Raw genomic sequence first — 24,447 nt, forward strand, 5'->3', positions numbered from 1 at the left:
GGAGGAAGGTTGAACGGGCAATGTGCGGCCCGTTCAAACTATGTTCATTTATGCTTATCATTCCACCACGGGTGAAACGGTGGGACGGGTTATTATTTCTCCCACCAATACGGCAAACGCTTTTTATCGCCCGTCACGACTTCGTTCATGGTGTTGGCCTCATAGAGACGTCCGCCAATCATGACGTGCTCGATCCCATCCGTGTTTCGAATATCTTCGAGTGGATCGTTTTCCAAAATAACAAGATCTGCGAGCTTGCCGGTTTCCAGAGACCCAATATCGTCGTCAAAGCCGAGATGTTCGGCCGGCATAGTGGTAGCGGTTGAGAGCGCTTGTAGCGGGCTCATTCCGCCCCGGGCAAAGCTCCACATTTCCCAGTGGGCAGCAAGACCTTCGCGTTGGCCGTGCGCGCCAATTCCGACCAAGACACCGGCATCGGCGAGCTGTTTCGACGTGGCAGCTGACGGGGCGTCTGAATAATCTTCAACAGGCGCCGTGACGACACGTTTGGCACGCGCTCGCAAAGTAGCGGGCGGTACATGTTCAGACAGAATTGGATGTTCGGAGACATCTCCTTCCTGATAGAAGAAGCGTTCTCCACTCGGGCCGCCATATGTGACCACAAGCGTAGGTATATAAGCCACATTGGTCTGACTAAACATCTGGATGACATCATCATACAGAAACTCTTGAGGCAGGTTATGTTCGAGCGACGTATTCCCGTCCTGAACCAGAGCCATGTCCATATGGAAAAGAGAGCCGCCCTCGGCAACGACTATCATATCATTCTCGCGTGCGGCATCGACAACTTGCTGCCGTTGTTCCCGTCGAGGCTGATTATAGTTTTTAACGCCGTGCGCACCTTGCTTTTTCAAACGGGTCACATGCTCGAGCGCATCTTCTTCGGACTCGATATTGGCAAAAAAGCCCGGGGCTTTGGCACCATAAATGACTTCTCCGGTTGAGAAAATCCGCGGAGCCAGTAATTGCCCGGCTCTTTGAAGTTCTGCGGCCGGGAAGATCGTGTTGGCGCTGCTGGATGGGTCAAATATTGTGGTAACGCCCAAAGCCAGCGTGGCGACGGTTTCCCAATTCTGCTGAGGCACTAGATCGCCTACGCCTTGCGGACCATGAGCGTGGGCGTCAATGAACCCGGGAACTATAGTTTTCCCCTCCAAATCCACGGAAACTGTGCCGTCCGGAACAGTGATATCGGCTCCGATGGCCTTGATGCGATCACCGTCAATCAAGATGGTGCCGTTTTCAATAATTCCGCCGTCTTCGTCGGACATGGTGATAATTTTGGCCCCGGTGAGAGCCACCATGCCATCAGGAATATCCTTATTGATTTTTCGGGATAAAGCCGTCACGGATTTAGGTGTTTCCGGCTGCTCGTCTGCAGATGGGTCAGCTGAATAAAGAGTCGGGCCAACGGACCAGAAAACCTTGCCGGAATTTGTCCAGCTCGGATAGGTGGCGCCGTTCTGGCTCAGTTTGGTCACGGGCAGGGCGGTCGCGCTTATCCCGCCGCCGACATTTTGCGGACCGGACAGGATAGGCATAGTGTAAAGGTTATAGTTCTCGCGGAAAGCCACAGTCTGGCCGTCGAAGGAAACCTGATAGCTTTGTGCCATTTCAGAGCTCGTATGGGTTCGAGCGTCATGGCCGAGCAGATTTACGCTGACCAAAGCATTTTTCCCGTCTTCATTTCTCGTCATAAAGAGACGAAGATCATCTGCGCCGAAATGCGGCATGGAACCGGACTTTGAGACTCTGACGGCGTCGCCATTCTCGATGTCCTGAACGTAAATGCCTTCAGCTTCTGACCATTCCGGAGCTGTCAGATTGCCGCCGCCCTTTTTCTCAAAAGTCAGGTAATCGCCGCCGGGTGACAGAGCCGGGTTCGCATAGTGGCCGGGCTTGTCCGTGTGGGTGGTGATTTCGCCTGACGTTAAATCTATTGAATGAATGGCGCCGAGATCCGCATCATCCCATGTTGCAAAGACGATTTTGCTTCCGTCACGGGAGAAACGGGGGTGAAGCTCTTTCAGGTCAGCCGGAAGGTTTGTCAGGCGCTGTTCCTTTCCGCCAGACGCCGGTTTTCTGTAAAGCTTTCCCAAGCTTTCAAATATAACGGTGCGACCATCCGGAGAGACCTGAACGAAACGCGGCATATGTGTTGTGAAAGTGTCGGGCGCGACATCAACTTTCGGACGCGGCGCTGTCCGAATTTCGCGTGTGTCTTTCACGCTGAAATCGATATGTTCGATATCGCCAGTCTCGACGAGAAGTTTGTGAATTTGGCCGCGTGCCCAGAAATAGAGCGCTTTGGAATCCGGGCTCCAATCCATATTCGGATAAACGCCATGTACCGCCCAGGTTTCCTGCATGTCGCGGTCCAGATGATCAAAAATTTCGCGTTCTTCGCCGCTCTCCAGATCTTTTACAAAAAGACGGGTTTCGGCATTAACGCGTTTGACGAAGGCCAAATGTTTTCCATCCGGTGAAGGTGTGGGGCGCACCGCGCCGCCATAGCCGCCAGCGGCGACGGATATTTCGCCCGTCTCCATGTCATATTTTTTAATTTGGAAAAGTTCAGTGTGAGAATTCTGAGCATATTCGAAGATCGGGCCGGGGGTCACGTTCTGGCTGTAATAAATGCCTTTGCCGTCCGGCGTGAACATGGGCTCTCCCAGTTCCTTCTGGTGAGTTTCGGAAGGACGCTCGACGAGTTGAACGCCGGAGCCGCCCTGCGTGCTATAGAGCCAGATTTCGCCGACGCCGAGCGAGCGTGATGTCGTATAATGCTTTCGGCCCGCAATGAAGTTCCCATTTGGATGCCAAGTGGGATTGTTGAGCAAACGAAAGCTTTCATCCGTCACCTGTTCCATGTCAGAGCCGTCCACATCCATCGTCCAAATATTGTCGCCGCCCTCACGGTCAGAGATAAAGGCCAGGCGCTGTCCATCCGGAGAGAAGCGGGGCTGCATCTCCCACGCCATGCCGGAGGCGATATTTGTGGCTTTGCCGCCTGTGACAGGCATGGTGTAAATATCGCCCAGCAGATCAAAAGCGATTGTTTGGCCGTCAGGGGAGACATCCAGGCTCATCCAGGTGCCTTCCGTCACGTCAATGTCGATGGATTTTTTCGGTCCCGGAGGGTTGGTAACATCCCATTTCGCCTCGTCCTCTTTCTTGTCGGTGTCATCGGACTGTGCATAGGCAAATGAGGACAGAGACAGAGTTGCAATTGAAACCAGGAGGGATGTTTTGAATGACATAGGGGGCCTTTATCTGAATTGGATTGTAACTAACGATATTTGAGACGAAAAATCATACCTTTTCGTCTCGTAAGGGAATAATAAACCGAAAATATTTCTATCTTCCCGCGCGAACCCTTGTTTTGAGGGTAACGCGCAGAGAGGCAAAATTAAATTTGGCGGGGTTAAAACCGTCCGGCGGCACCCGGAAAGACAACAGGCGTTTCACTACCGTCTTTGGCGACCGCGCTAACGCCGAAAAAGTAATTGTCGATAACGAGGTTTTCGAAAGTCCATTCATTTACCTTTCCGACAAAGCGCGAATGTGTCCATTCCGGTTCTGTTGTGAGACGCCAATGTACGCGATATCCGGCCAGGTTCGACGCGTTGGCAGGTGTTTCCCACTTGAGCATTGCAGAAGGCTCGACCGCGCCGGAGGCTTCGACATTGGCGGGAAAGGGCGGAGCGCCCGCCATTCCGGCCATTGTGACAGCGTTTAGCGCGGTGAGTTTCGCGGCATAGGTTTCGTCAACGCCCTCCATTGTATCACCATAGATAATACCATCTTCCGTACGGAGATCCTGATGCTGGCGGTCATAATGTTCATGGGTTTCCATAATGCGAACGCCGGGAATTCCAACCATATTGAAGGGGCGGTGATGGCCGCCGCGCCCAAAACGGTCCAAGCGGTAGATCATCATAACATTCAGGTTCGTCATATACTGGTCGGCTTGAGCCTTCACATAGCGCGCGAGATTTCTGGACGGGCTATCGACTTCGCCGCCTGTAAACCGGCGTGTGCGGGCCTCTTCCTCGGTTTCATTGGCGCGTGTGCCTTCGGAGAAAACGCGGGCTGTGGAGTTATCGGTGACGCCGTCAACGCCTGTAATGTTAGAGATCATATCGTTATTGAGAACGCCTTTGATATCCCAGCCCTGATCAAGTGCATGCTGCGCAACGATCTTGCCGCCAAACAGTCCCTGCTCCTCTCCGGATAGTCCGGCATAAATGATGGAGCCTGCAAATTTATGTTTTGAAAGAACGCGCGCCGCTTCAATTGTACCGGCCATACCGGAGGCATTGTCATTGGCGCCGGGGCTATCAGACGTGCCGTCTAGAGGGTCTGTAACGCGGCTATCAATATCGCCGCTCATCATGACATAACGGTTCGGGTCGATACTGCCTTTTTGAATAGCCAGCACGCTGACGACTTCTGTTGGCTCCGGGATGCGGGTTTCGCCTTCGATCGTGTCTGAAACATACATCACTTCGAGACAGCCACCGCACTCAGCGGAGATTTTCTCGAACTCGTTAAAAATCCAGCGCCGGGCTGCGCCTATGCCGCGTGTGTCGCTTTCTGTCTCGGATAAAGTATGGCGCGTCCCGAAATCGACGAGCGTTTGGATATCCGAACGAATGCGTTCCGGGGATGGAGCAACAGCAATATCGTAAATCTTCTGAACCTCACTCGGGGGCGCGTCCTGACTTTGAGCATATGCCTGGGAAGGCAAGGTAAACATCAGGGCGGAGGCGCCCAGAAAAAGAGGTTTCAAAACTGTCATAGATTATCCCGTAGAAGCGAGTTTGAGTACGTTTGTATAAGAGGTTTCATATTCCATTTTCGGCAGATATCCAGCGTTCCGCATGGCCTTGTGAAGCCTTGGAAGGCGGTAGCACGGCACATACATATAAGCATGATGCTCGAGATGGTAATTCACCCAATATGGAGCGAGGAAAATTCGGGCCGGAAGCGAGGCTTTCGTCGTTCGGGCGTAACGAAACGGATTTCCGTCCGTCGCGGTCATGGCGTGTTCTGCAATATTGCGAATTCTCAACACGGCCATGAACCAGGTCATGAGCGGAAAAAGCCAAAGCGCAAAATACGCCCACCAGATGCCTAACGCCGCCAAGGCGGCAAAAAGAACTATGTTTGTCACTATAATCGGTGTTCGCGAGCTTTTGGCAAAAGCATCCGAGCCTTCCAGCTCTACGCCCTTTAGGCTTGCCAGCCGTAAACGCCAGAATGTCTGGCCTGTCAGGTCACGGATAAGTTTCCGCTTGAGGCTTGCCTTAGTCGTGGGAAATTTGGCCGAGAGCGGCAGGTCGGGATCCAGCTCTGTCTGTGTATGCTTGTGATGTTTCAAATGGTAATGACGATAGGCCTGCATGTTTCCGCCATAAGGCGCCGCCAAAAGCCAGGTTCCGACAAATTCATTGAGCGATTTGGTTTTGAATAAGACGCCGTGCGCCGCATCGTGCATAAGGATAGCCATTCCGTGCTGCCGCGAGCCGATAAGCAAAAAAGACAACAAGAAAGTCAATGGGTTTGGTAACAACACAAACATGGCTCCGGCGCCTATACAAACGGCCCAAACATGAAATGTCAGCCAAGCGCCCCACAAGTCCGAACGTTTTGCGATAGGCCGGACAATGTCTTTCGACAAAATTGGTGAGGTAGCTCCCATAAGTTTATTTTTGCGCGATTGCGGCGTTAAGTCAATTGCACGGCCGCCATTCAAACGCTTGCTTTTAGACGTCTTTTTTACAAAAAGGACACATGACGAAAGATAATACCCCTACTCAAACTGATTGGAAGGCCCGTCTTATTGAGGGGTATCAACAATTTCGCGCGGGAGACTATGTCGAGCAGAAAGCGCTTTACGAGGAATTGGGCAAGCATGGCCAGAGCCCCAAGGTCATGCTCATTGGGTGTGCGAAAGGCCGTCGATTCGGGACAATTAAAATTGCAAAGCGCTTATATTTCAATTATCAAGGCGCGTTTGTTAATGTTTGGCGATGAGGTTAAATTCAACGAAGTTCCAGTTTCTTAATCCTCAGATTTCTAAGGCTTAAGCCGCCGCAATGAGAGCGTAAGGGTCAATATTATTTGATCTAAGCGCGTCGTGGACTTCAAAATAACGCGTCGGCGTACCCACGTTCAGACGCTTGCGGGCAGCCTCCAAATCTTCTTCCATCAAAGCCATGATGTCTTGTGTGTAGATTTTGACTGCGGCTTTGCCAAGGGCTTCGCCCTGTTTGATAGCCGCAAAAACGGGCGCGCCTTTCGGGACGGATTTTTTGATTTCAAGTCCGGCCATGTAAGCAATGAAACGGGCGCCAATATTTTTATCCTGTGAATAGGTAAATCCTAGAACGCAGGCTTCGCCCAAAGCGTCGCGGCTATATCCGGTAAACACATGAAGTAAATCATGAGTGTCGCGCAGACGGTTTGCGAACCACATAAAGTCTTCGGACGCCTCAAATTTATTTGAGGATTCAAATTTAGCGTATTCATCCACCAAGCCCTGAGCCGTCAGCCCCTGACTTTGCATGAAATGAAGATAGGCGCGTCCCACTGTGTTTTCAGGGAGTTTTGCCAGGTCTTCATGATTGTCGAGTAGAGGGGGAAGGTAGCGCCTTTCTTGAAAACGAGCTTGTCCTTCGGGCGTTTCTAAAAACCTTTCAAACACTTTGAAAGGACGCGCCCCGTTCAACGCCTTGATAATGTGAAAAACCTGAGTTGTGTCTTCCTTATTCGCCATTAGATTTCGAAAATGCCGAAACGCCTTTATGGGTTTCATACGGTATTTAAATCGATTTTTGAGCGATAGGTTTTTCATATTAACAAATTTATCAATAAGAGACGCAAAATGCAAGCTTTCTTATTGCATAGTCCTTATTCCTATCCAGTTGGTTTAGCTTTATCATTAAGCCTGAGCGGAAGGGCGCTTCGAGACTTTGTTATGCCAGCTGTGTAAGGCTTTAAGGTTTTCAGCAGGAGATGCCTTCACCCAACGGGCAAAATCGACACAGACCAAGGCCGTTATATCCGCGAGAGTGAAATTATCACCCGCCACAAATGGCGTTTGCTGCAATCGGTTATCCAAATCCTCCCAGAAGGTTTCAATTCTCATACGCCCGCGCTCCGCCAATTCCTGAATTTGGGGGATGTTTTGTCTGCCAGTCATGGCGCGGTTTTTCATATGTGGAGACGTGTTTCGTAGGATTTCAGCAATGGCATGGAGCCCTTCAAACTCAACCCGTGCATTCCATTCCAACACATTGGCTCGGGAGAATGGATCCGTTCCCATCAATGGCGGCTCCGGATGGAGCTGATCAACATAATAGGCAATAGCGAGGTTTTCCGATAGCGATTTTCCGTCTTCCGTGACGAGGACGGGAACCGTGCGGCGAGGATTAATTGCCGCAAATTCGTCTTTCATCTGCTCGCCTTTGGCCAGATCAACTTGCAAGCATTCATATTTGATGCCTTTCTCTGCGAGAAAAATGCGCGTTCGGCGTGGACTTGGCGCAGTTGAACAATCATACAATGTCAGCATATCTTTTCCTTTGTCTTTAGGCTTTTATGGCAGTGACTCGTTCAATCCTCAAATCAATTTCTCCCCACGAGAAAGATTTGGGCGGGTTTTCAGTTCGGCGGTCTGTTCCTCAGGTCGGAACGAAGTCGATTGGCCCTTGGGTCTTTTTTGATCATTTTGGCCCGGCGGAGTTTTCTCCAGGTGACGGCATCAATGTACGCCCGCATCCCCATATTGGACTTGCGACAGTGTCATATTTGTTTGAGGGCGAAATTCATCACCGCGACAGTTTGGGGAGCGATACTCTGATACACCCCGGCGCAATTAACCTGATGGTGGCGGGCCGCGGCATTACGCATTCTGAACGCACTCGCAAAGAATTAAGAGAACAAGGCTATCGACTTCACGGACTTCAACTCTGGCATGCTTTGCCTGAACAGGACGAGGAAATAGAGCCCGCTTTTTACCATACGCCGGCGAAAGATATTCCAGAGGTTCAAATAGATAATGTTAAAATTCGCGTGATGATGGGCGAAGCGTATGGCGTGACCTCACCGGTAAAAACCTTTTCCCCAATACTATATGTGGAAGCGGAAATGCCCGCAGGTGCAGAATTAGAAATTCCGAAGGCGGACGAAATTGGCGTCTATGTTGTGAAAGGAGATGCCAAAATTAACGGAGAAGAAAGCCCATTATTTACAATGAGTGTCCTGAACCCCGGTGCGAATAAAATCACCGCTGAATCGGACGTCCGTTTAGCCATCATCGGCGGTTCTCCCCTGGGTAATCGCTATATCGATTGGAACTTTGTCTCCTCTCGAAGAGAACGCATCGAACAGGCGAAGCAAGATTGGAAGTCAGGACGGTATGATACCGTGCCTGGTGACAGCGAAGAATTCATCCCGCTTCCAGATGAAACCAACCCCCATAAACCGAGAGAGACAAATCTATGACGACCTATAAGCAAATGCTTTCAACCATTACCGAAGATGCGAAGCTCACAATGGAGCTTGTCGAGAAGGACATGCCTAAGCCAGAAAGTGATGAGATTGTTGTTCGTGTCGACGCGACGCCTATCAACCCATCTGACCACGGCGTGATGTTTGGCGCGGCGGATGTGACTGCATCTGAAACAAAAGACGGCAAATTGATCGCGCCAATTCCGGAACAAGCTATGGGCCGTATGAAAGGCCGTTTAGGACAGGCGCTTCCCGTTGGAAATGAAGGCGCCGGAGAGGTCGTGGCGGCCGGGGATAGTGATTATGCTCAATCCCTGATTGGCAAGACCGTCGCCGTGATGGGCGGCGGCATGTACACGCAATATCGCTGCGTAAAAGCGGCCATGGCTCTACCACTAAACCCTGGCAATACAGCCAAACAGGGCGCTTCGAGCTTTGTGAATCCGTTAACGGCGCTTAGCATGGTTGAGACCATGCGCATGGAAGGGCATTCGGCCCTCGTCCATACGGCCGCGGCGTCGAATTTAGGGCAAATGTTAAACCGTATCTGCAAGGCAGATGGCGTTGATGTGGTGAACATAGTGAGGCGGGACGAACAAGCGAAGTTATTAAAGGATATGGGCGCAAAATATGTCGTTAACAGTAGCACTGATAGCTTCATGACGGATTTGACTGATGCGGTGGACGAGACCGGCGCGACCCTGGCGTTTGATGCCACAGGAGGGGGAACTCTAGCGTCCGATATCTTGACGGCGATGGAAATGGCCGCCGCCCGCACGCCCGGCACTTATAGTATTTATGGCTCTACCCATCATAAACAGGTTTATCTTTATGGCAGTCTGGATATGAGCGTCACAACCTTGACTCGGGGCTATGGCATGGCTTGGGGTGTCGGCGGTTGGCTCTTACCAAATTTTCTCGCCAAGGCCGGAAAAGAGGCGGGGGCGCGTTTGCGAAAACGTGTGGCTGATGAGTTAACAACGACCTTTGCGAGCCATTATAATCATGAAATTTCTCTGGAAGAGGCCTTGAAGCCCGAAACCGCAAAAGCCTATAACGCGAAAAAGACTGGAGAAAAATATCTGATCCTTCCACAGAAATAGGTCGTATTTTTATAAAATCAGGACTGCAAGGTACATCTTTGATCGCCACTTTGCAGTCTTTTTTTTAAGTCTATATATTTCGAAAATCTTCTTACTCCATTGAAAAATATATATAATATCAAAGCCGCTTCCTCATAGAAACTGTTAAGGTTAAAATTTAGCAATGATAAGTGGGAACTAAATAGCTCTTCTAAACGTCTATCCTCTAGTTGGATTATTCAACGGGAGCTGAAGATGAAAGAATATGCAAATAATTCTGTAGGAAATGCTGCGAAAGTTAATCAATTCGCGGTTGCCGCAAATGATGTCGAGCCTGTTTTTAACAAAACGGCGAAGATCAATAAATCTTCTGATGGCGTAAAGAAGCGCGTCGCTGACCTAGAGTGGCAAATTCGATTCACACAAATTCACTTGAATCGTTGGCGCGCACTTGAAAATAGCGGTTGGACTTCTCTAGAGACCTTACAAAAGTCGGCTAAACAGGAACTTAATTCTTTGATGCTTCAATAAGTTCAACTCGCAAAGATTTGTGAGGGGTCCTTGAAACTTTTAAACTCCAGCGCATTTCCGCTGGGGTCCAAGAAAAACATAGTCGCTTGCTCGCCCGTTTTGCCTTTGAAACGAATATAAGGATCAATAACAAAGCGAGTTCTGGCCTCTACCAGTCTATCACGTAGATTATGCCACTCAGACCATTCCAAAACCGCGCCAAAATGCCTGACCGGCACATCTTTGCCGTCCACCTTATTTACAGGCTCCGATCCATCGAAAGCGTCTTGACGAACATGAAATGAGACCTGATGGCCGAAAAAATCAAAATCAATCCAGCTCTCAGCTTCACGCCCCTGCTTGCATCGTAAGACATCACGATAAAAGGCTCTCGTTGTCTCCTTGTCTTTGACGGGATACGCGAGGTGAAAAACGCTCGTCATACTAAATTCCCTTTGGGCCGTAAGCGTAATCACCGCCCTTTTCCAAAGCTCTTAGATAGGCAGGGCGCTTGTGAATTTTATCGACATAGTCATTACAGGCTTCATATTCGATAAGCCGTCCTCGAGCCTTTGCGGCTTCAAGAGGAAAAATCATTTGAATATCCGCTCCCGTCAGATGGTCCCCGGCAAAATATTCATTTCGGGTGAGGGCGTATTCACAATAATCCAGTATTCCTTTGATCTCGCCGACGATTAATGGCTGCAGAGGAGCGGCGGCTTCGCCCAAATAACTTGTGTAAAGCGCCAGCAGGAAAGGCAGCATAGCTGAACCTTCGGCAAAATGTAGAAAATGAACATAGTCTACATATTCCGGCGACTCTTTATCCGGGCGTAAAGACCCATCGCTATATTTATCCAATAGATAAACAATGATAGCGCCAGTTTCGGCTATAATCTGATCGCCATCTTCTATGACGGGGCTTTTGCCAAGTTGATGGACGGATTTGAGTTCCGCCGGAGCGCGGTTGGTCTCCGGATCACGTTCATAATGCTTGATTTGATACTCAACTTCCAACTCCTCCAGGAGCCAGAGAATACGCATGGAGCGGGAATGGTTGAGATGGTGTAAAACGATCATAACCCCTGTATGGGCAATGATATGGGGTTTAGGCAAGTACCTTTTTTAGGTCATCTGAGCCTCGAAACTGCAAAGACGTGACTTTGCCGTCTATGATCACATCAACATTGTTAATCTGATCAGGAACAAATTTCCTCATCATTTCAGCCCGAACCGATAATTCTCCGACGGGAAGATCGATCTTCCCTTGCTGATAAACTAGAACGCTACCTCGAACGAGTTCTGCACCGACAATGTTGAGCGGCACGGAAGAGCCGTTCTGATAAAGTGCGAAGGCTTTTTCAGTATAAAGCGCAAGCTGGGCTCTTTCCTTGAGGGCGGCGAGATTGGGAGAATCCAGAATTCCCTCCGCTGCGAGAGCAGTGCCCGTATCGTGGACGTGGAAATCATGAATGACGTCAATCTCTCCGGTTACGGAGTTAATCTCGATTTGTGTCGTTGTGGTTGTCAGTCGGTGCGCCCAAACTGGTGTGTAAGATGCGCAGATGACTATACCAGCCGCGCCCAGAAGGGCGCGTCTGCGGTTGAGTTTGATGTTCATAAGTGTGTTTTACTCTCCGCCCAACATTCTTTCGAGTGTTTTACGCAGAGTGGATTTTTTCTTTTCAGAGCGATCGGTTTCGGGCTCTTCGATGTCAGATCCCTGACGGTTTTCAGCAGAGGTCTTGTCTTCCGCTGCATCCGTAGGTTCAACCGTTTTCATCGGAACGTCTTTGGCGTCACCATCTTCGGACTTCATTTCGTCCGGATTGCCTTTTAACTCGACCAGCATATCAGCCATCATGGAGGAGGCTTTGTAGTCTGACTTATACATTTCGATACGGCTCTGAGTCAGTTTCTGAGGGAAGCTGTTATTTCCATAATCAGCGTCGGCAGTCATATGCTGTGCGTCCAGCTCTATGGAAAGAATTTTCCGGTCACGAACGATAAGCTTGGTAACGCTTTCTGTGTCCCGTCTCCAGATTTCAGCCGGTACCATGATTTCTTCTGTATCGCCGTTTTCATAGGTTAGAGTCAGAGGAAGGGGAGAGATCAAACCCCCAATATTTTCGAAATCAACAAAGTAGTAGTAATCATTGTCTTCAAGTGCCCGCTCATAAACCTCTTTTTCCCAATCTTTTAGATTTTTGAGGAAAGACTGGAAGGAATTGCGGTCTTTATTCGTTACAGTGAAACGATCATTTTCATTGTAGAAATCTTCGAGTTCCTGATAACGGCTGACGCGCGTTTCAATACCCTCTTGACGATTGCGTTTCTGCGTTATCGTTTCAGGTGTGTTCTGGTTATATTCGTCACGGTCTTTGTCCTTCTCGACGTCGGGATCTTGAGAAGAAATCTGATATTGGCGGACATCTGTCAGAGCAATATCAACATGATCGGTGCCAAAGAACCAGCCCCGCCAGAACCAATCCAGATCGACTGCCGAGGCATCTTCCATGGTGCGGAAAAAATCGGCAGGTGTCGGGCGTTTGAATTTCCAGCGGTTTGAATATTCACGGAAAGCGAAGTCAAAGAGCTCACGACCCATTACCGTTTCGCGTAAGACCATAAGGGCGGTGGCGGGTTTGGAATAGGCATTCGGACCGAATTGCAAAACCGAGTCTGACTGCGTCATGATCGGCACCTGATTGGAACTGGTCATATAGCGCGATATGTCGTCCATCGGATTATTGGAGCCATAACGGCTGATAGGGAAGTTTTCCTCCCATTCATATTCCGCCTGATATTCCAGGAATGTATTGATGCCTTCATCCATCCAGGTCCAGCGGCGCTCATCCGAGTTGACCGTCATTGGGAAGTAGATATGGCCGATCTCGTGAATAATGACGCCGATCAATCCGTATTTTATACGGCGTGAATAGGTGACTTCACCCGTTTTTTCATCTTCGCTGGGGCGATATCCGTTAAAGGTAATCATGGGATATTCCATGCCGCCGCGTTCCCAAGAGTTTACGGATTGCGCGACAGGGTAGGGATAGTTGAAGGCAAACTTGTTATAAACGTCCATTGTGTGGACAACTGATTGCGTCGAATATTTTGACCAGACCGGATCCGCTTCTTTGGGGAAAAAACTCATGGCCGTTACGGTCGGATTGTTCTCATCATCCTGTTCGAACAACATGGCATCCCAGATATATTTGCGGGAGCTCGACCAGGCAAAATCGCGAACGTTCTCGGCGCGGAACTTCCAGGTGCTGGTTCCGTCTGCCTTTGTCTTTTCGTTTTCCTCTGCCTCTTCTGGCGTCACGATATAACGCGTCTCTTCTGTCGAGAGATTGGAAAGACGGCGGCGCTGCTCACCCGTCAAAACCTCTCTCGGATTTTGCAAAACACCTGACGCGGATACGATATGATCGGAAGGAACCGTCAGGCTGACGTCGTAATCGCCGAATTCCAGGGTAAACTCCCCCCGGCCCAAAAATTGTTTATTCTGCCAGCCCGTATAGTCTGTATATGCGGCCAGCCGCGGAAACCATTGAGCCATTCCGAAAATATAATTATCTTCTTCTTCAAAATATTCATATCCGCCGCGGCCCCCAACGGCTTCTTCGTCGATAATGTTATGATCCCAATCAATGTTAATGACTGTTCGTTCTTCAGGGGCAAGGGGCTCCTCCAGATCAATTCTCATCATTGAGTCATTGATGGTATAATTCAGATCATTACCGTCTGCATCTGTAACAGCTTTAAATTCGAATCCGTATTCACGATCTTCATTGGCTTGGCTGTATCGCAGGCTGCCAAAGCTAACGCGATCCTGTTTGGAAGATCCGTCGCCACGTGCTGAGCCGGTGGCCGCAGCGGTCGCACTTTCTCGGGCAAGGCTGCCGTCTTTGAAACGGTTCTGGTCCAGAGCAACCCATATGTAGTTTAGAGGATCGGGAGAGTTATTGACGTAATCAATTGTCGATTCGGCACTGATCCGGCGTTCTTCTTCGTCCAAGACGACGTCAATTTTGTAATTTGCCTGTTGTTGCCAATAGGCCGGACCGGGCGCACCTGCGGCATTTCGGAAAATATTGGGCGTTGGAAGTTCTGTGCCAAGTTGACGAAACTTACAAACTTGATCACCCGGAGTACAAGCCGGACCGTCCGCGAGCGCTTCGGTTCCAAGAACAAGGGCTCCCATCGCCCCGCTGACAGAAATGAGGCTAAAGCGAATGGCATGACTGAGTTTTGGCATAGAATACGTCCATTATTGAAATGTTTTGGGAATGTTAGACTATAACTTTAGGGAAGTCCTACCAAATTCCCGTATATAGGGAAAAGTAGTTTCCGAATTAAAGTGAAAAAAGCCTCAATTTGCGCGGCTAATACCTGATTTTTTAATTCTGAGACTGTGAAATGCATCCGACATTGCAAGCAAGGGGTGTCTGCGGCGGAAGAGGTGACGCCCTAATATTTCGCCGCCAATAGGTAAGTTTTTGGGAAGATCGGATTCCAGCCTTTCAACGATTTTGGATATCACCGCGATGAGATTATGCTTTTCAAGAATAAGCCGCCGGGCCTCCAAAATAGCTGGAAGTCGTTTTTCATATTCATTTCCCGCAATCGCTTTCCGAATGATCTTTTCAGCTTGGTCGATATTAAAGATATCTATAGAGATGGCGGCTTCTTCTGGAAAATCTTTGGCATAATCCGGTGCGCCGTAATAAAAGGGTAAGCAGTTTGCCAGCCACGCATCGGCAAGCTTTTCCGTCCAATGACCCTCGGCGCGATGATTTTCAATCGTTAGGTGATAGCGATAGGTATCCATCGCCTCGTCTTTGCGGGCAATCGGATTTATGCCTCGTCCGAACACGTCAAAAAGATCGCCAAGTCGCTCCTTCATATCCATTGTAAATTTATAGCGCTGGGAATGCACTGTATGGGACATTTGCTTGTTACTGCAGACTGTCGAAAGGGTTTTGGTTTTTTCTAGTGGCGCGCGAGTGGTAAATGCATCAAAGGATATATAATGTCCTGGCTGCCCCCCTAAAGGCCGGCCATAAAACCAGCGTAAGGGCGGCGTTTCAGAAATTTGATTTGGGTGATGGATAACGGAAGTCGGCTTCGCGCTTAATATATGTCCATATTGCCCCAGATAATGCGGCCCCTCAACGCGAATTGATGCCGGTTCAGTTGTGATAAAAAGTGACTTTTGTTTGGGGCAGGCCAGGGGTTCAACCCGGTTGACCTGTCTTTCCCCAGGCAGCATGGGGAGGCCTTCATAAACGACAAGCCAGTCATATTGACGGTCGTCCATATCAAAGGTGAAAACGCAATCTCCCCAACGCTGTTCAGTGCCGGGGAGAATGGAGGTCCAAAGCTGCGGATCCTGTTCCGCATGGGTTTTGGCCATGAATTTTACTTTAATCGTCATAGGGGTGGCGTGACGAAACTTTGAACTTATAGATTACCGAGCTTAGTTCTCTCTCATTTCGTCACGCAGTCCGCGAAACTCGGTGCCTTCATACCAATTCGGCCAATCCTCTGAATTCGCCATATCCAAGCCTAATTCATAGAAAATTTCTGTGGCTTGCGTAATACCGGAAAGGTCCCAGCTATTATCATATTCATCGCCGGGTTTGTGGTAGCGGACGTCATTATACTCTTTGGCAAAGTCCTCGCCATAGGTCAGGCCTTTGGTCACGTGGTCATTCCCTGTATCAGCGTAAAGCATCGGCACGCCTTTTTTCGCGAGGCTGATATGGTCCGAACGATAATAAGATCCGGCTTCAGGTTTATCATCCGGCACAATATACATTTCGCGTGTGTCCAGTTCGGCTTTCAACAAATCTTCCAGTTCAGACGCGCCGTAACCTTTGACCATAATATCTTTGGTTGGGCCTGTCGGAAGCATGGCGTCGATATTAATGCCGGCGACGGTTTGTTTCAGAGGCACTAAAGGTTTTTCTGCGTAGTAAGCAGACCCTAAAAGACCGGATTCTTCTGCTGTGACAGCGACGAAAATAACAGATCTTTCAGGGGTGGGGCCTTGCGCCATCGCCTCACCAATTTCGAGAATGGCAGCTGTGCCGGTCGCATTGTCCACGGCGCCGTTATAGATTTTATCGTCGCCTTCAAGGTCTTCATTTTTGCCCAAATGATCCCAGTGCGCCATATATAGGACGTATTCGTCAGGGTGGGTTGAGCCTACTACACCTCCTGCCACATTACGTGACGTTGTCGTAACAGCTTGTTGTTTGATTTCAGCGTTCAAAGTCAAATCGCCCATAGCGACGGCTTGGAAATCCTTGGTGGAAGCCTGATTTTTCAAGGCCTGATAATCCAGTTCTGCTGCCTCGAACACTTTCTTGGCCGCGTCCAAATGAAGCCAGCCTTCCAAGGCCGTACGCGAAGCGCCTCTATCCGGACGGACAAGGTCATATTGTGCCCCCGTCCAGGAACCTGATACTACATCCCAGCCATAGCTGGCCGGGGCTGTCTCATGGATTATTAGCGCCGCCGCGGCGCCCTGACGGGCCGCTTCTTCAAATTTGTAAGTCCAGCGACCGTAATAGGTCATCGCATTTCCGTTGAAGAGCGCTTCATCTTTGGTCGCAAATCCAGGGTCATTGACCAACATCACAACGGTTTTGCCTTCGACATCTACTCCGGCGTAATCATCCCATCCATATTCAGGGGCAGTAACGCCGTAGCCAACAAAGACCAATTCGGAATCTTCGACAGAAACGGTTTCATCCAGTCGCTTTGTCCAAAAGACAGAGTTGGTTTTCAGATCCGAGTCCACAACAGGCTGCTCATCGCCCCTTGCGCCAATTGTCATAGAAGATTCATTTGCGATAACCGACGCTTCGGTCAATTCCACATTTTGAAAGTAAGTGCCGTTATCCCCCATAGGCGAGAGGCCAGCGCGCTCCATTTCATCTGCGATATATTGTGACGCTTTTTGTCCGCCAGGCGTACCGGGGGCGCGGCCTTCAAAGTCATCCGAAGCCAATGTTTCAATTCGACGGCCCATATCGGCTGCGGAGATGGAAGCTTTGGCCTCTTTGGGAGGCGGGGTTTCAGAGCTACACCCTGTGAAAATAACAGCCGAAATTGTGGCTGCCGCAATTGATTTGGATAACATAACTTTTCACTCCCGACGTGCCGCTATTCAAAAATAATTGAGTCAGCCGCTTGAAAAAATCCTAAAACTGTTCAACCACATCCTACGCGTCAATTAAAGATGATATTTATCCCTTTGAAAAGGAATGTTCAAATGCCCTTTACAAAAACTCGTTTCCGTAAACCAGCTTATGTTCTTACTCTCGCTACGCTTCTATCCGGCGCTGCGATGAATGTGGTCAGCTATGCGCAGGTGCAGGAAGCCCCTATTATGCAAAGCGGTGAGCAGACGACGTCTGATACAGTGCAAAGCCTGATAGATGCAGCGATGAAGGGGGAGCAGGGCTATGAGATTACACGCGAGCTGACGACTGAAGTCGGGGCGCGTCTGGCCGGATCAGAGGCCGAAGCGAGAGCCCGGGATTGGACGGTCGAGAAATTCAATGAAATTGGATTGCAGAATGTACGTATCGAGCCATTCACAGTCCCGGGATGGGAGCGCGGCGTAGAAACGGCAGAGATTGTCTCTCCCTATCCGCAACAATTATACATTACGGCCCTTGGCGGATCGGTGGCGACGCCAGAGGAAGGAATTTCAGCAGACGTCGCTTACTTTCCTACATTTGAAAATTTAGAAGCCGCCCCCGAAGGCGGATTGGACGGCAAGATTGTATTCATCTCTGGACGGATGGAGAAAGCCCCGGACGGAGCAGGCTATGGCCCGGCCAATCGCAAGCGCCGCTCGGGCGCAACCGAAGCCGGCAAGCGCGGCGCGGCTGCGGTTGTCATACGCTCTGTTGGCACAGACAGTCATCGCTTTCCCCATACAGGCCAGATGCGTTATTCGCCTGATGTAGAGCCTATTCCAATTGGCGCGCTCTCCGGCCCCGATGCGGATCAGCTTGAGCGGATGCTTAAAAACGGTGAGGAGGTAAATTTAAAGCTTACACTTACCCCCAAATCTGTTGGGGATCTCCCCTCCGGCAATGTCATCGGCGAAATTGTCGGGACGGAGCGTCCGGAAGAGATTGTTCTGATTGGCGGACATCTGGATAGCTGGGATCTGGGAACGGGCGCGATTGATGACGGCGCCGGCATCGGTATCTCTGCCGGGGCGGCCCAAGTTATACTGGAGGCCGGTCTCAAGCCGAAACGCACCATTCGAGTCGTGGCTTTCGGGGCTGAAGAAATTGGCCTCAAAGGCGGTTTTGCTTATGTGGAAGAGCATAGAGATGACCTTGCCAATCATGTCTTGGCCACGGAGTCAGATTTTGGCGCCGGGCCTGTCTATGAGGTTCACTCCGGCGTGACAGAAGGCGAAAATGTCTTGAGGGCAATGGCTGAAGCCATGGATATCCCTTTTGCAGAGGAAAAGACGACCAATGGCGGTCCTGATATTGGCCCTATGGCTAATGAAGGCGTTCCGACAATGCGGTTCCAGCAAGATGGCACGGACTATTTTGATTTGCACCACACGCCAGATGACACATTCGACAAGATTGATCCAAAAGAAATGGCTCAGAATGTAGCGGCTTTTGCGACCATGGCCTGGATGGCCTCCGAAGCAGAGACTGATTTCCGCGCGGATGAAACAGATAAAGAAAAAACAGATAAATAAGACCTATTGGAGCCCCTCATGGCCTTACCCCCAATTCTTGAAAACCTAGACTTTCCGGTTATCGCCGCGCCGATGTTTATTGTCAGTGGCCCGGAACTGGTCATAGCCCAATGCAAGGCCGGAATTGTCGGCTCTTTTCCGGCACTAAATGCGCGCCCTGCGGAGATGCTGGAAAAATGGATTGTCCAGATCAAATTAGAGTTGGAGAAATACCAAAAAGATAATCCCGACAAAAAGGTTGCGCCGTTTGCGGTCAATCAGATTTGCCACAAGTCGAATAATCGTCTTGAGCAGGATATGGAGATTTGCCGCAAACATGAAGTGCCAATTATTATCACAAGCCTGCAAGCTTCGAAAATGGTCTATGATGCTACGCACAGTTACGGCGGAATTATTCTTCATGACGTGGTCAATATCCGGCACTCCAAAAAAGCCCTGGAAATGGGAGCCGATGGATTAATCGCTGTGTGCGCAGGGGCTGGGGGACATGCAGGTCTTTTATCTCCTTTTGCACTTATTCCCGAAATTAGGCAATTCCATGATGGTCCGCTTTTATTGTCAGGATCCATTGCAACAGGTGGTTCGGTGGCAGGGGCCCAAGCCATAGGGGCAGATTTTGCCTATATAGGAACGCGGTTTATCGCTTCGGAAGAGGCCAATGCGGAGCAGGCTTACAAACAGGAAATTATCGATTCGGCCGGCGGGGATATAGTTTATTCCTCTCTTTTTACCGGTGTGCACGGAAACTACCTGAAAGGGTCAATAGAGAAGGCCGGCCTTGACCCGGACAATTTGCCATCGGCAGATAAAAAATCCATGAATTTTGGTTCCGGAGGAAATACGGACGCCAAAGCCTGGAAAGATATCTGGGGCGCGGGACAAGGAGTGGGGAGTGTTTCTTCTGCGCCGCCAGTCGCCGAGATCGTGGCCCAGATGAAAGAAGAATATGCGATAGCGAAAAAGCGTCTTTCTTACTGAGCTACTTCCTAATTAATTCCTGTAGCCGACTTCTAAAACTTTGAAATTCCTCTTGGGTTTTTAGAGGGGCACAATAAGCGTCGCAATTCCTTCATCCTTATTGCAACGGCTATGGCCATGCTCTAAGAGATATTTAATTGGATTCTGGAAACGGTTTGTAGCCAGGATATTTGGAGGAGCTTATGGGGAAGTGGCTATTAGGGATATTGTTTATAATTATCGGTTCGGCAGCCTATGCGTTAATCATGGGGCCAAAAATTTCCGAGAATATGAGAGATGATATCCGTACCGCCCTTCAAAGCCAAAACTATGACTGGGCCGGTGTTGATATGGACGGCCATATAGCAACCATAATTGGTGAGGCCCCCTCGAATGATATAGCTCGCGCCGCAGTCGAAACGGCTCAGCGTACTGTTTGTTCTGATTGTCAGGCGAACAAACCTTGGCACCGCGTTTTAAGTGATATTGATATTAGATCGGTTGAGCAGGCTCAAACTGTTGAAACGGAACAGACTTCGGCGCCGTTACAATCTCCGTACACATTTAGCATTACAAAGTCTGAGAACGGAAATGTAACTCTCGGCGGTTTTGTGAGTAATGCCCAAGAGCGCGAGAGTGTTCTGGCAAAAGCCAATGCTGCTTTTTCGGAGACTGTACAGAACAGCGGAATTGAAATTGCCAGCGGAGCTCCCGATGAAAATTGGGCAAGCCTTATTGAAGGCGGAATTGAAGAGTTGGCTCTTATGGAAAACGGACGATTTCAAATTGAAAATAATAATTTTCTAATTCATGGCCAGGCAAATTCGGCAGATATTCGCGAACGTGTAAATAGTTTCGCATCCGGCGTGCCCGCTATTTATAATGGCGCCTCCAATATCAATGTTCCCAATCTGGCTTCTGATACAGTGGGCCAAGTCGAGTCGCAGGCGATTTGCCAAACTCTTTTTGATGATTTGAATGAAGGGACCAAGATCGAATTTCCGTCCGGACAGTCTGAAATCACTGGAAATTCAAGTTTTGATCTGCTCGCGGAAATTGCCGCCGCCGCCAATCAGTGCCAAAGCTTTCGTATACAGATTGATGGCTATACGGATAATACTGGCGATGATGATAAGAATCAGCAATTATCAGAACGTCGGGCCAACCGCGTTCTTGCGTTTTTGACCCAACAGGGTGTTGACCGCAACCGTATGTCGGCAACAGGACATGGGTCGTCAGATCCGATTGGCGATAATGCCACAGCGGAAGGCCAAGAAATGAACCGCCGTACTACCTTTACGCTAACACAGGCTGAATAGACCCGCCTGATCCACTCATACAGGAGACATTTAAATGAACCTTACATACATAATCGGATATCTAATCGTGCCCATGGTTTTTGCGGCGCTGTTTGGGCTATTTCTCGGATGGCTCTTTTTTCGTGGAAAAAAACAGGAAGGCGACCTTTCAGTTGAAGGTGAAAAAGCTCTCCGGGCCGAAGCCGATAAATTGCGAACTGAAAACCAGGCTCTAAAAGGCCGGTTGTCAGCTCACGAAACAGAAGTCAGTGACCTGAAAGGAAAACTGGCAGCCAGAGAAACAGGTGCGGCGGCGTCTAGTTCGTTAGACAAAAGCGGTGATGATGATGAGAATTACGCACTAGAGTGGCGCAATCGCTATTTGGCCGCGCGGGTGAAGTACCTGGAAGGTCGTTTGTCTGAAGCACCTAAGTCTTCTGCAAAGAAAGCACCAGCTAAGAAAGCCAAAGCCAAGACAAGCGCGAGTAAAAAACCCGCAACCAAGAAAGCTGCAGCTAAAAAAACGACAGCTAAAAAAAGCACGGCGAAAAAGTCTACTTCAAAAGCGGTAGCCTCTACAGCCTCAAAAACCAAATCTGCGCCTGCTACGAAAGCCAAGCGCAAGCCTGGCCCTAAGCCTGGTACAAAGCGGGGCGAGCTGACTGCGTCCGGTAAGCCTCGTAAAAAGCCTGGGCCAAAGCCGGGGTCAACTCGCGCTAAGAAACCAAAGGTCAGCAAAGAGGAGGAGGCTTTTGAAAAATACTACACCAATGTGAAAAAGTATGACGCGAAAGCAAAGCGTAAAACTGTCGAAAATATTGTGAAATATTGTGGTGTTGCTTTGCAGTCACGCGATAGCTCACTTGTTGCGTGTTCGGATGAAGCAGAGTTGAAGCGCGTCGCAGATGGATTCGTTACCAAGAAATTGGAAAAGGATTCCGGGCAAATGGAGCTGGTCAAAGACGTCTGTCAGGAAATGAAAGGCGAGCGATTCAAATCACGCGTGACTTTCTATTACCTTGCGGCAAAGAAAGCCCGGAAAATAAGCCTGTTTAACTAAGGTCGAACAACGCCCGGATTTAAATCCGCGTTTATTTTACGCTAAAGGCCCGCTTTTTAAGCGGGTTTTTTTATTCCGTCTCTGCTTGATGAAACAGGCCTATATTGTGTTCATGAAAACACAGGCTGAAACTATACGGGTGCAAGACAAGGATCGATTTTCACATCAATTGTGGAATACGGATCGTTGGCCAAATTTCTCGCCCGCTGAATTATCATGTCGCCATTGCGGGGAAAGCTATCATTGGCCGGAATTTGTTGATCGCCTGCAATGTCTTCGCGATGAAATAAAGAAACCCCTCTACATATTATCTGGCCATCGTTGTGCGCTGCATAATGCTCGAGTCGGGGGCGCGCCGCTGTCTCAACACCTCAAACTCGCAGCCGATATAAGTCTCCGGGATATTAATCGGGTTCAATTGCGGGACGCGGCAAAGCGCATAGGGTTTTCCGGCTTTGGATATTATTCTACTTTTCTTCATCTTGATTTAGGACGGCCCCGCCATTGGGTAGGTTCTGAGAAAGCGAGGCAATTATGGCAAATGCACTAACCCTTGGACTGGACGCTGCAGCGGGAGGATTATTCGGAATAGTTGGGACAGCTTTGGGCCGACTAGCGGGTTATTTTGAACGTAAGCAACAAAATACTCAGGAACGTGCGCGGTGGGGGCATGAATATAAGCTTCATGAACTCAATATGGCTGCGAGGCACCAGGAAACGGAACTTGAATTGGCGCTGACGGCTCAGCAAGGATCCTGGGCGGGGTTGGAGGCTTCGATCAAGGCGGAGGCCGCATTGGGAAAAGCTAGTCAATGGGTGGTGAATATTTTGCGCCTTGTCAGACCCCTCATCACGCTCTCGCTCTGGTGCATTACAGTTATCATATTTCTCAAGACTGAGGATGATGCGATAATTGAAGCCGCCGTTTTTGCGGCGACGGCGGCGACTCTCTGGTGGTTCGGGGACCGAGCTCCGAAAACCTCTTCTCGCTTTTCCTAAGGAATAGAGAAATTACTCTGCGATGAGATAATTCTGCATGCCCATCGCCGAGAGAAAGATTAGAATTGAAATCATAACCGTCAGGTAAATTCCCGCAATAGAATAGGTGGCCCACACCGTTTTAATAGGGCCTCTTTTGAACATATGTTTCAAACTAAGAGGCAAGTAGAAAAAGAGATAGGTCGTGAAAATGAGAAATATCAGACCGCCAGCGAGAAATGGTAACCGGCCTAAGATCAATCCCATCAATAAGAGGAAAAAGATAACTGCATGGATATAGGCTGTGTGGACAAGGTGATCGTAGAGAAACGCATTCCCCCGGCCTCTGATGAAGAGGGCGCCGAGGAACATTATGAAGGGCATCATGACAAACATGATCCGAGGGATGTATTTTGAGAAGGTCTCGTTGAAATCGGAGGGATCGCGCATAAATTGAATAACGCCGTCTCGAAATGAGTTTCCAGTGAGATCAACTTCCTGATTGTTCAGTATTATGCGGTTTGGTCTATTTATCTCCGTAACCGTTACATCCTCTATGAATTCATCGTTTTCTCTTGATGTTTGTACAGTTTCTGAGTCGACATTTTCCCGGTTGGCGGTTGGTGTCGACTTTGCCGATTTCTCGGCGCCTATTCTTTCAAAAACCAATCCGCCATTGGAGAACTTCATACTATGGTCTTCATTGTCAAAGACCATCTGGATGTATTCAAAGTTTCTTTCTGAATTTCGTTTGTCAATTTGAGCCTTGGTTTCAAACATTGTCATAGCAAGAGTCATTTTCAAATCTTCAAGGGCTATGTCGTCAGCTGACTTTTCGATGGAGTCTTTGGGTCTGACATTCATATCCAGACTAACAATTTGGGTTTGCGTAATGGCCAGATAACCAAAGAGCAGCAAGCTCATTGCCAGATAGATTCTGACGGGGCTGCTCCACTTTGTGCGCTTGCCATTAGCATATTCTCGTGCAACCCGGCCGGGTCTGAAAAGAAGCGCAAACCAGGTCTGCCACATCCGGGAATCGAGAGAGAAAACAGAGGCGATCCCTTCTTTGGCCAAGGCAAAAATGGAGCGTCGATAGTCATCATTTTTTTGACCACAGTCCTTGCAATACAATCCTTTGATTGGCGAGCCACAAGAAAAACATGTCTCGCTTTGATTTTTGTTGGGAACTTTATCTCGGTCGAGCACACTAGTGGCTAGTAAGGCTTCAACTTCTATCGATTCTGATGAGGTGCTATTCACAGTTATTTC

At 49.3% G+C, this 24,447-nt stretch carries 22 protein-coding genes; 10 read left to right on the top strand and 12 right to left on the bottom strand.

The genetic code is table 11. The features are described from left to right. Positions 1 to 92: 92 nt before the first annotated feature. The 3 genes from ACN0IC_RS03490 to ACN0IC_RS03500 all read right to left on the bottom strand — a co-directional run bounded on the left by ACN0IC_RS03490 (position 93) and on the right by ACN0IC_RS03500 (position 5,725). On the bottom strand, positions 93 to 3,281 hold the full coding sequence (locus ACN0IC_RS03490) for an amidohydrolase family protein (RefSeq protein WP_416877376.1): 3,189 nt from the start codon (positions 3,279 to 3,281) through the stop codon (positions 93 to 95). Positions 3,282 to 3,445: 164 nt separating this feature from the next. Further along, entirely contained in the window at positions 3,446 to 4,822 is a 1,377-nt protein-coding gene (locus ACN0IC_RS03495; RefSeq protein ID WP_416877377.1) for a M28 family metallopeptidase, read from the bottom strand. Between the two features lie 3 nt (positions 4,823 to 4,825). Further along, positions 4,826 to 5,725 (bottom strand): fatty acid desaturase family protein, encoded by a 900-nt coding sequence (locus tag ACN0IC_RS03500; protein WP_416877378.1) that lies wholly within the window; start codon positions 5,723 to 5,725, stop codon positions 4,826 to 4,828. Between the two features lie 92 nt (positions 5,726 to 5,817). On the opposite strand from ACN0IC_RS03500, the gene ACN0IC_RS03505 reads away from it, so the two are divergent. Beyond that, entirely contained in the window at positions 5,818 to 6,060 is a 243-nt protein-coding gene (locus ACN0IC_RS03505) for a hypothetical protein (protein ID WP_416877379.1), read from the top strand. Positions 6,061 to 6,109: 49 nt separating this feature from the next. Here the strand turns inward: ACN0IC_RS03505 and ACN0IC_RS03510 are convergent, their stop codons facing one another. Continuing rightward, the gene (locus ACN0IC_RS03510; RefSeq protein ID WP_416877380.1) at positions 6,110 to 6,802 is read right to left on the bottom strand and encodes a Coq4 family protein; all 693 of its coding nucleotides are present in this window, start codon (positions 6,800 to 6,802) and stop codon (positions 6,110 to 6,112) included. A gap of 165 nt (positions 6,803 to 6,967) precedes the next feature. Then, a complete protein-coding gene (locus tag ACN0IC_RS03515; RefSeq protein WP_416877381.1) occupies positions 6,968 to 7,600 on the bottom strand; it encodes a glutathione S-transferase family protein in 633 nt (210 codons plus the stop codon). Between the two features lie 26 nt (positions 7,601 to 7,626). On the opposite strand from ACN0IC_RS03515, the gene ACN0IC_RS03520 reads away from it, so the two are divergent. The 3 genes from ACN0IC_RS03520 (at position 7,627) to ACN0IC_RS03530 (ending at position 10,151) form a co-directional block, all read left to right on the top strand. Continuing rightward, a complete protein-coding gene (locus tag ACN0IC_RS03520) occupies positions 7,627 to 8,532 on the top strand; it encodes a pirin family protein (RefSeq protein ID WP_416877382.1) in 906 nt (301 codons plus the stop codon). After that, positions 8,529 to 9,641 (top strand): zinc-binding dehydrogenase, encoded by a 1,113-nt coding sequence (locus tag ACN0IC_RS03525; RefSeq protein ID WP_416877383.1) that lies wholly within the window; start codon positions 8,529 to 8,531, stop codon positions 9,639 to 9,641. The genes ACN0IC_RS03520 and ACN0IC_RS03525 overlap by 4 nt, the downstream gene beginning before the upstream one ends. Before the next feature lie 234 nt (positions 9,642 to 9,875). Continuing rightward, the gene (locus tag ACN0IC_RS03530; protein ID WP_416877384.1) at positions 9,876 to 10,151 is read left to right on the top strand and encodes a hypothetical protein; all 276 of its coding nucleotides are present in this window, start codon (positions 9,876 to 9,878) and stop codon (positions 10,149 to 10,151) included. A gap of 2 nt (positions 10,152 to 10,153) precedes the next feature. On the opposite strand, the gene ACN0IC_RS03535 is transcribed toward ACN0IC_RS03530, so the two are convergent. The 6 genes from ACN0IC_RS03535 to ACN0IC_RS03560 form a co-directional block, all read right to left on the bottom strand. After that, positions 10,154 to 10,573, bottom strand: coding sequence for a VOC family protein (locus ACN0IC_RS03535; protein WP_416877385.1), 420 nt, complete (start codon positions 10,571 to 10,573; stop codon positions 10,154 to 10,156). A 1-nt stretch (position 10,574) separates the two neighbouring features. Next, the gene (locus tag ACN0IC_RS03540) at positions 10,575 to 11,210 is read right to left on the bottom strand and encodes a glutathione S-transferase family protein (protein WP_416877623.1); all 636 of its coding nucleotides are present in this window, start codon (positions 11,208 to 11,210) and stop codon (positions 10,575 to 10,577) included. A gap of 28 nt (positions 11,211 to 11,238) precedes the next feature. Further along, positions 11,239 to 11,751, bottom strand: coding sequence for a DUF6702 family protein (locus ACN0IC_RS03545; protein WP_416877386.1), 513 nt, complete (start codon positions 11,749 to 11,751; stop codon positions 11,239 to 11,241). A gap of 9 nt (positions 11,752 to 11,760) precedes the next feature. Beyond that, positions 11,761 to 14,394, bottom strand: coding sequence for a M1 family metallopeptidase (locus tag ACN0IC_RS03550; protein WP_416877387.1), 2,634 nt, complete (start codon positions 14,392 to 14,394; stop codon positions 11,761 to 11,763). Between the two features lie 114 nt (positions 14,395 to 14,508). Further along, positions 14,509 to 15,573: a glycosyltransferase family 10 domain-containing protein gene (locus tag ACN0IC_RS03555; RefSeq protein WP_416877388.1), complete on the bottom strand. Its 1,065-nt coding sequence runs from the start codon at positions 15,571 to 15,573 to the stop codon at positions 14,509 to 14,511. 42 nt (positions 15,574 to 15,615) lie between these two features. Beyond that, entirely contained in the window at positions 15,616 to 17,286 is a 1,671-nt protein-coding gene (locus ACN0IC_RS03560; RefSeq protein WP_416877389.1) for a M28 family metallopeptidase, read from the bottom strand. A 132-nt stretch (positions 17,287 to 17,418) separates the two neighbouring features. On the opposite strand from ACN0IC_RS03560, the gene ACN0IC_RS03565 reads away from it, so the two are divergent. The 6 genes from ACN0IC_RS03565 to ACN0IC_RS03590 all read left to right on the top strand — a co-directional run bounded on the left by ACN0IC_RS03565 (position 17,419) and on the right by ACN0IC_RS03590 (position 23,196). Further along, entirely contained in the window at positions 17,419 to 18,882 is a 1,464-nt protein-coding gene (locus ACN0IC_RS03565) for a M20/M25/M40 family metallo-hydrolase (protein ID WP_416877390.1), read from the top strand. A gap of 18 nt (positions 18,883 to 18,900) precedes the next feature. Continuing rightward, a complete protein-coding gene (locus ACN0IC_RS03570; protein ID WP_416877391.1) occupies positions 18,901 to 19,860 on the top strand; it encodes an NAD(P)H-dependent flavin oxidoreductase in 960 nt (319 codons plus the stop codon). Positions 19,861 to 20,042: 182 nt separating this feature from the next. Continuing rightward, a complete protein-coding gene (locus tag ACN0IC_RS03575; protein WP_416877392.1) occupies positions 20,043 to 21,158 on the top strand; it encodes an OmpA family protein in 1,116 nt (371 codons plus the stop codon). A 34-nt stretch (positions 21,159 to 21,192) separates the two neighbouring features. Continuing rightward, complete coding sequence (locus tag ACN0IC_RS03580; RefSeq protein ID WP_416877393.1) at positions 21,193 to 22,197, top strand: DUF2853 family protein; 1,005 nt, start codon at positions 21,193 to 21,195, stop codon at positions 22,195 to 22,197. Between the two features lie 112 nt (positions 22,198 to 22,309). Next, positions 22,310 to 22,747, top strand: a complete 438-nt coding sequence (locus ACN0IC_RS03585) for a YcbK family protein (RefSeq protein WP_416877624.1) — start codon at positions 22,310 to 22,312, stop codon at positions 22,745 to 22,747. After that, a complete protein-coding gene (locus ACN0IC_RS03590; RefSeq protein WP_416877394.1) occupies positions 22,732 to 23,196 on the top strand; it encodes a hypothetical protein in 465 nt (154 codons plus the stop codon). The genes ACN0IC_RS03585 and ACN0IC_RS03590 overlap by 16 nt, the downstream gene beginning before the upstream one ends. Before the next feature lie 12 nt (positions 23,197 to 23,208). On the opposite strand, the gene ACN0IC_RS03595 is transcribed toward ACN0IC_RS03590, so the two are convergent. Continuing rightward, positions 23,209 to 24,207, bottom strand: coding sequence for a DUF3667 domain-containing protein (locus ACN0IC_RS03595; RefSeq protein ID WP_416877625.1), 999 nt, complete (start codon positions 24,205 to 24,207; stop codon positions 23,209 to 23,211). Between the last annotated feature and the right edge of the window lie 240 nt (positions 24,208 to 24,447).

The sequence above is a fragment of the Litorimonas sp. genome (assembly GCA_029936425.1).
Taxonomy (GTDB): Bacteria; Pseudomonadota; Alphaproteobacteria; order Caulobacterales; family Maricaulaceae; genus Litorimonas.

Coding starts and splice junctions, on each gene's coding strand:
- ACN0IC_RS03590 (WP_416877394.1), top strand. CDS start 22,732: ATGGCAAATGCACTAACCCTTGGACTGGACGCTGCAGCGGGAGGATTA.
- ACN0IC_RS03510 (WP_416877380.1), bottom strand. CDS start 6,802: ATGGCGAATAAGGAAGACACAACTCAGGTTTTTCACATTATCAAGGCG.
- ACN0IC_RS03585 (WP_416877624.1), top strand. CDS start 22,310: ATGAAAACACAGGCTGAAACTATACGGGTGCAAGACAAGGATCGATTT.
- ACN0IC_RS03490 (WP_416877376.1), bottom strand. CDS start 3,281: ATGTCATTCAAAACATCCCTCCTGGTTTCAATTGCAACTCTGTCTCTG.
- ACN0IC_RS03595 (WP_416877625.1), bottom strand. CDS start 24,207: ATGTGGCAGACCTGGTTTGCGCTTCTTTTCAGACCCGGCCGGGTTGCA.
- ACN0IC_RS03520 (WP_416877382.1), top strand. CDS start 7,627: ATGGCAGTGACTCGTTCAATCCTCAAATCAATTTCTCCCCACGAGAAA.
- ACN0IC_RS03495 (WP_416877377.1), bottom strand. CDS start 4,822: ATGACAGTTTTGAAACCTCTTTTTCTGGGCGCCTCCGCCCTGATGTTT.
- ACN0IC_RS03505 (WP_416877379.1), top strand. CDS start 5,818: ATGACGAAAGATAATACCCCTACTCAAACTGATTGGAAGGCCCGTCTT.
- ACN0IC_RS03515 (WP_416877381.1), bottom strand. CDS start 7,600: ATGCTGACATTGTATGATTGTTCAACTGCGCCAAGTCCACGCCGAACG.
- ACN0IC_RS03550 (WP_416877387.1), bottom strand. CDS start 14,394: ATGCCAAAACTCAGTCATGCCATTCGCTTTAGCCTCATTTCTGTCAGC.
- ACN0IC_RS03580 (WP_416877393.1), top strand. CDS start 21,193: ATGAACCTTACATACATAATCGGATATCTAATCGTGCCCATGGTTTTT.
- ACN0IC_RS03540 (WP_416877623.1), bottom strand. CDS start 11,210: ATGATCGTTTTACACCATCTCAACCATTCCCGCTCCATGCGTATTCTC.
- ACN0IC_RS03565 (WP_416877390.1), top strand. CDS start 17,419: ATGCCCTTTACAAAAACTCGTTTCCGTAAACCAGCTTATGTTCTTACT.
- ACN0IC_RS03500 (WP_416877378.1), bottom strand. CDS start 5,725: ATGGGAGCTACCTCACCAATTTTGTCGAAAGACATTGTCCGGCCTATC.
- ACN0IC_RS03560 (WP_416877389.1), bottom strand. CDS start 17,286: ATGTTATCCAAATCAATTGCGGCAGCCACAATTTCGGCTGTTATTTTC.
- ACN0IC_RS03525 (WP_416877383.1), top strand. CDS start 8,529: ATGACGACCTATAAGCAAATGCTTTCAACCATTACCGAAGATGCGAAG.
- ACN0IC_RS03530 (WP_416877384.1), top strand. CDS start 9,876: ATGAAAGAATATGCAAATAATTCTGTAGGAAATGCTGCGAAAGTTAAT.
- ACN0IC_RS03555 (WP_416877388.1), bottom strand. CDS start 15,573: ATGACGATTAAAGTAAAATTCATGGCCAAAACCCATGCGGAACAGGAT.
- ACN0IC_RS03575 (WP_416877392.1), top strand. CDS start 20,043: ATGGGGAAGTGGCTATTAGGGATATTGTTTATAATTATCGGTTCGGCA.
- ACN0IC_RS03545 (WP_416877386.1), bottom strand. CDS start 11,751: ATGAACATCAAACTCAACCGCAGACGCGCCCTTCTGGGCGCGGCTGGT.
- ACN0IC_RS03570 (WP_416877391.1), top strand. CDS start 18,901: ATGGCCTTACCCCCAATTCTTGAAAACCTAGACTTTCCGGTTATCGCC.
- ACN0IC_RS03535 (WP_416877385.1), bottom strand. CDS start 10,573: ATGACGAGCGTTTTTCACCTCGCGTATCCCGTCAAAGACAAGGAGACA.